The 5,671-nt window shown below is 38.5% G+C and carries 4 protein-coding genes; all 4 read left to right on the forward strand.

Annotation, left to right across the window (positions count from 1 at the left end; genetic code table 11):
- Positions 1-139: 139 nt before the first annotated feature.
- The 4 genes from B6K83_RS17935 (at position 140) to B6K83_RS17950 (ending at position 5,552) form a co-directional block, all read left to right on the forward strand.
- On the forward strand, positions 140-976 hold the full coding sequence (locus B6K83_RS17935) for a formyltransferase family protein (protein ID WP_085286220.1): 837 nt from the start codon (positions 140-142) through the stop codon (positions 974-976).
- 466 nt (positions 977-1,442) lie between these two features.
- Complete coding sequence (locus B6K83_RS17940; protein WP_085286217.1) at positions 1,443-3,608, forward strand: TonB-dependent receptor; 2,166 nt, start codon at positions 1,443-1,445, stop codon at positions 3,606-3,608.
- Between the two features lie 236 nt (positions 3,609-3,844).
- The gene (locus B6K83_RS17945; protein WP_085286218.1) at positions 3,845-4,267 is read left to right on the forward strand and encodes a hypothetical protein; all 423 of its coding nucleotides are present in this window, start codon (positions 3,845-3,847) and stop codon (positions 4,265-4,267) included.
- A gap of 121 nt (positions 4,268-4,388) precedes the next feature.
- Positions 4,389-5,552 (forward strand): porin, encoded by a 1,164-nt coding sequence (locus B6K83_RS17950; protein WP_085286219.1) that lies wholly within the window; start codon positions 4,389-4,391, stop codon positions 5,550-5,552.
- The last annotated feature ends 119 nt before the right edge of the window (positions 5,553-5,671 follow it).

The raw sequence follows: 5,671 nt of genomic DNA on the forward strand, positions 1-5,671 counted from the left end.
GTTTATCAACAAGGGATTTCCAATCATCAAGTGTTCTGCGTTGCATAGGTTGCTCCAAGAAAAAATATTAGAGCAACTTTAAATTGAAAGGTTAATTCAGGAAATGTGCAGTTGGCCGGACGTTTACGATCAATTGAATATGAAAGTCCTCTATTTCGGAAATAATCTCTTTTCAAACTGTTTAACATTTATGGTTAACCAAGGCTTTAGTGTTGAAGCTGTTTATATTAATGATGTAGAGGAAAACGCAAGTATCGTTAAACGAATTTGTGGCATACATAAGATAATGACACATTCTTTAAGACCGACTAAAGAAGAACTTGATGAATATATAAAATCTGGAGTAACTCTTTTTGTCGTTGCTGACTATGGATATAGACTGCCCATAACAGATATAAAATATGCCTTTAATATTCATCCCTCACTTTTACCTAAAGGTAGAGGCCCTACGCCATTAACTTACATTGTGGATCTACCAGAATTTGCAGGTGTAAGCATACACAAAATCACATATATGCTTGATGGCGGAGATATCTTACTCCAAGAACAATTTGAAGTTGAAAAAAATGAATCCATTTCCTCTTTAATGGTGAAGTCAAGCTTGCTTGCGGAATCTTTGCTGAGAAACTTACTCAATGAGTTAGGTACTATCTATGATAGCGCTACACCACAACAAGAAAGTCTAGCCTCTTATTGGAAAATGCCTAGCATTGAAAGAAGAGTTATGTCATGGAGTGATAATACTCAACGTTTTAGGGAGGCTATACGACAATACGGGCATTTTGGCATCTTAGTCGAACTGAATGATCAACTTTTCATTGTAAGTCATTTGGAGGTAACTGATTTCAAGCATGACTGCGACATAGGCAGCATAATTTTTGAGGATCAAACAGTACTTAGTATCGCTATTAATGGCGGTTATGTCGTTTTTACGAAAAACAATATGGCGTTTTCCAATTCTTCGGTTCAAAAATAATGCGTGTTGATGAAAGTTTTATGGTCTAGCTACATGATGAGAAATTTAAGAGCAGAGTATAAGGGTTTTAATGCAAAACAGATGTGCTATGTGTTTTGTTTATTATTCACGTTTCTGTTCACTTCGCATTTGGCTATTGCTCATACATACGACAATGAAGAGCATATAGCGTATGAATATTGTCAACACTGTGCGCAATATACTCCTTTTGATAATAACAATTGTGGAAGTACTGTTTCCCAGAAGCTTTTAAGAAAACAACCGCCTTCTCCAATATTATTTTTGAGAGATTTACACCCCTCTAGTTTTTTCACAAAAATAGAAATTAGAGGGCCTCCTCGTATCTAGGTTTAACGAATAAGTAAAGTTTTCCCCTCCGCTATCTAGGTAGCAGAGGTTTAGTTTATTGCTACTTCCTCACAAAGAATATCACGGAAGTAGCTCGTTATTGATATGAGAGGAAGCTATGAAATATATAGCATTATTATTTAGTTTAATTTATTCGATCCAAGGGATTGCGTCCCCGCAGTCTATTGAAGGAAAAATTGTTTTTACAGATGGAACACCTGTAAAGAATACCTTATTGCATTTGGTTGAGCCTCAGATAAGTGTTACAACAAATGAGTTAGGCACTTTTAGTTTATCCAAGCTTAAACCGGGTTCTTATACCATCCAACTACATCTTTCAAGCGGCCTAGTTGTCGTAGAAAGGGTTGCTTTTTCAAATGACAAAAATACTAATGTAATTTTGGATAAACCTGATATTGAAAGGATAGTAGTTACTGCTAGTTTAACGCAACGCTCGGCACTTGATATGTCTATTCCTGTCAATGTGTTGAGTAATGAAGAGTTAGTTAGTAAACGAGGTTCAACAATTGGTGAAACCCTTGCTGATGAACCGGGTATATCGGCGTCACCTTATGGAGCGGGTGCTAGTCGCCCTGTAATTAGAGGTCTATCAGGAAATCGTGTAAGAGCTTTGCAAAATGGTATAGGTACATTGGATGCATCATCAACAAGCCCAGATCATGCTATTTCTAGTGAACCATTACTAGCTCAACAAATTGAAGTATTGAAAGGCCCGATCACATTGCTTTATGGTAGTGAAGCAATTGGTGGTGTTATCAATGTTGTTGATGGAAGAATTCCAAATCAATCATCAATTGAGCCTTTAAATGGCTCCGCCGAAATTCGTTACAATTCTGGCAATAATGAAAAAGCTGGTGTTGCTAGGCTAGATGGTGGAACTGGCATGGTAGCTTATCATGTAAGTGGTTACTTTAGAGATAGTGGCGATCAGTCTTTACCGTCCTCACTAAATGGCGATTTACTTAATAGTGACGTTGATGCGAATGGGGCTACGGCAGGTATATCATTATTTGATGGCAAAGAAGGGTATTTTGGGGTTGCGATAGGTAAGTATGCTAATAATTATGGACTGCCAGCAGAGTCCAAACTAGAGGAGTTCATTAGACTTGATATAGAGCAGAACAGGACGGACATTGAGGGTAAATTGTATTCGCCATTCAATGGAATAAAGTCAATACACTTAAAGTGGGGTAAAAATGATTACCAGCATGTTGAGCTGGAAGGAGAAGAAATTGGGACTGTATTTTCAAACGATGCTGATGAATCTCGTCTTGAAATCATGCATGAAGCTGTAAGTGGCTGGCAAGGTGCGCTAGGAATTCAATTTAATAATCGTGATTTCTCAGCGCAAGGTGAGGAGGCTTTTGTACCGCCATCAACTACAAAATCTACTGGAATATTTTGGGTAGAAGAAAAACGTTTTGGTGAGATAAAAATAGAGTGGGGTCTTCGTCATGACACTCAAACAGTAACGTCAAGTGCAATATTAGAGGAAATGGAAACGAAATCTTTTAGTACCTCGATAGGTGCTTTGTGGCGACTTAATCCGTCGTACTCGTTTGCACTGGCTCTTTCAAGAGCACAACGTCCACCAAATGCAGAAGAATTGCTTTCAAATGGTCCACATTTAGCAACTCAAACATACGAATTAGGTAATATTAATCTAGCTAAGGAAACAGCCAATAATATTGACATTTCACTAAGGAAACACTTAGGAAAACTCAATTTTACAATCAATGGTTTCTACAATAAATATGATGACTTTATCTATGAACGAGCTACTGGCGAGATAGAGGATGAACTACCTATCTTCCAATTCGAACAAAAAGATGCTTCTTTTAAAGGTATAGAGATTGATTCAGATTGGCTTTTGTTTGAAAACGGCTTGGATAAAATATCAGTTCAAGGCCAAGTGGATTATGTAAGGGCAACGCTTTCAAATGGAGAAAATTTGCCAAGAATTCCTCCTATCCGCTTCGGAGTTGGAGCTTTGTATGAAACAACTAACTGGTTTGTTGACGTAACAGCTAGACGCTACTTTAACCAAAATAAAACTGCGCCGTTTGAAACGAGCACTGATGGTTACACTTTGGTTGATGTTAAATTCAACTACCAATTAAGCTCCGGTTTTTTTGACTATACATTCTTTATTCGCGGTCAAAACTTATTGGATGAAGTGGTGAGAAACCATGCTTCTTTTATAAAAGATATTGCGCCTTTACAAGGGCGCTCAATTACAGCCGGAGTTAGAGCAGCTTTTTAATTGGTTTAATTTTCTTTAAAGACTATATGGAGCCTTTACTAAGTGAAACTTTTATATTTTGTACTGGCTTCCTATTAGTTATAGAGAGCTAAGGTATAAAATAAAAAGTGCACAGACATTTTAGATGTAGAAGAGTTACAAGGGTTAGAACCTAAGTTTCAGTTCAAACTTTGATCAAGATCATTGAAATATTTGCATAAGCTGTTAGTGTTAGTTGTACTATAGAAGGAATTAAAATGTTTAGACTTTTCAAGTGGTTTAAAATAGTGGTGATTACCGTGCTGCTTACGCAGCATGGCTTTGCTGCGACTAAACCAATGAATTGTGAAGAACATCATAAGGACTCTTCCGATACGCATATTATGCAACCAAGCAAAAATATGCATCATCAAACAATGGATAGCAATAGTCACCATCACGCTGAAAATTCAAAAGATGCTAAGCACAATCATGCTGATGAGGAGTGTGAAAAATGTAAAGCTGGTGATTGTCTTTGCTGCGAAGGTGGCTTTTGTGCAAGCTTTCATTTAAATGCCTATCTTGTGCAAGAGGAAGAAGAAAGTAACAGCAATATTAACTTAGACTTAATTATTCAACGGATACCCCCGCCAGCCTCTGGCATCCACCTCTTACCTTATCGTCCCCCAATTATTGGCTAATCACGGGATCAGTGCGTCTTTTTTTCGCCAGTCCCATCAAAAATAGAACGATTTATTCATTGGTTTAAATAACCAACTGTTTTGAACAATTAGCACAATATTTTTGGGAGGCATGATGAACATGCTCAAATTATTGCCGTTTGCAATAGCTACCGCTGTTGCGAGTGGGCACCTCTTAGCGAATGAACAACAAAATAATAGTCGCTTCGCGTTAGCGGGGTATGGAGACGTAAAATACGAAGACAGTAAATTGATGGATACAAGTGCATTCAGTGCGCGATTTGTACCTATTTTCTTGTTTAGTCTCAATGACAAAATGCATATAGAAGCTGAAACTGAGATCTCAGTCGATGAAAACGGGGAAACTGAAGTCGAGCTTGAATACGCTGATATTCATTATTTCCTTTCTGATACAACTACTTTTACCGCAGGTAAATTTCTACTCCCATTCGGCCAGTATGGGCCGAATCAACACCCTAGTTGGATAAATCGCTCAGCATTTTCTCCCGGTATTTATGGCGGGTTAGGTGGTCATGGTGGTTATCAACCTATGCAAGGTTTGTTACCCGTGATGAGTGATATTGGTGTTGGCATTCAACACATTATTCCTTTGGGTAAAAATCAGAAGGTTTTCTTTGATGTATATATGACCAATGGTCTTGCTGCCGAGGCTCCGCATGACGATGAAGAAGATGCCCATGATGAAGAACCTGTGCAGGATGGACACGAAGAAGAGGTTGTCGATGAACATGCTGAAGAGGAAGACGAGCATGAAGAAGTTGATGATCACGCTTTGGAAGTTCCTGAACTAGCGTTTGAAGCAACGAGTGCGGATAACAACTCTGATAAGGCGTTTGGCGGTCGTATTGCTTATGCTTTTCTTCCCGGTATTGAGGTTGGCGCTTCCTATTACACTGCAAAATACGATGACGATGAAAAGCTAGGATTTACAGCAACTGGCTTTGATATCAACTGGATTGGTAACCATTACATCGTCAGAGGGGAATACATCAAAACAGAAACCGATGCCTTCGAAGAAGATGAACATGAAGAAAACAAAGTGATCACATTTGATCGCAATGGTTGGTATCTCCAAGCAACCTTTATGGCTGGAAAAATGTTCAATGTATTACAGGGGACAGATTTCGTCGTTGAATATGCCGAAACCAATAAAATTAACGAAGCGGAGCGTTGGGCTTATGGCATTAATTACTGGTTAGACAGCCGAGCAGTCATTAAGGCGACATACGAAGATACAACCGTTCACGATGGTGAAGTGATCTGATTAAATGGAACCGCACACTTTTGTGAAGGATAATAAACCCAGCAACAAAGGTGTGAAAATGACCCAAAGAAGAAAACCTAGAAAATATACTGATGAGTTCAGAGAAGAAGCAGTAAAGC

This window comes from Colwellia chukchiensis, assembly GCF_002104455.1.
Classification (GTDB): Bacteria; Pseudomonadota; Gammaproteobacteria; order Enterobacterales; family Alteromonadaceae; genus Cognaticolwellia; species Cognaticolwellia chukchiensis.

Excerpts from the sequence above, each read along its gene's own strand:
- B6K83_RS17935 (WP_085286220.1), top strand. The coding sequence starts at position 140 with ATGAAAGTCCTCTATTTCGGAAATAATCTCTTTTCAAACTGTTTAACA.
- B6K83_RS17940 (WP_085286217.1), top strand. The coding sequence starts at position 1,443 with ATGAAATATATAGCATTATTATTTAGTTTAATTTATTCGATCCAAGGG.
- B6K83_RS17945 (WP_085286218.1), top strand. The coding sequence starts at position 3,845 with ATGTTTAGACTTTTCAAGTGGTTTAAAATAGTGGTGATTACCGTGCTG.
- B6K83_RS17950 (WP_085286219.1), top strand. The coding sequence starts at position 4,389 with ATGCTCAAATTATTGCCGTTTGCAATAGCTACCGCTGTTGCGAGTGGG.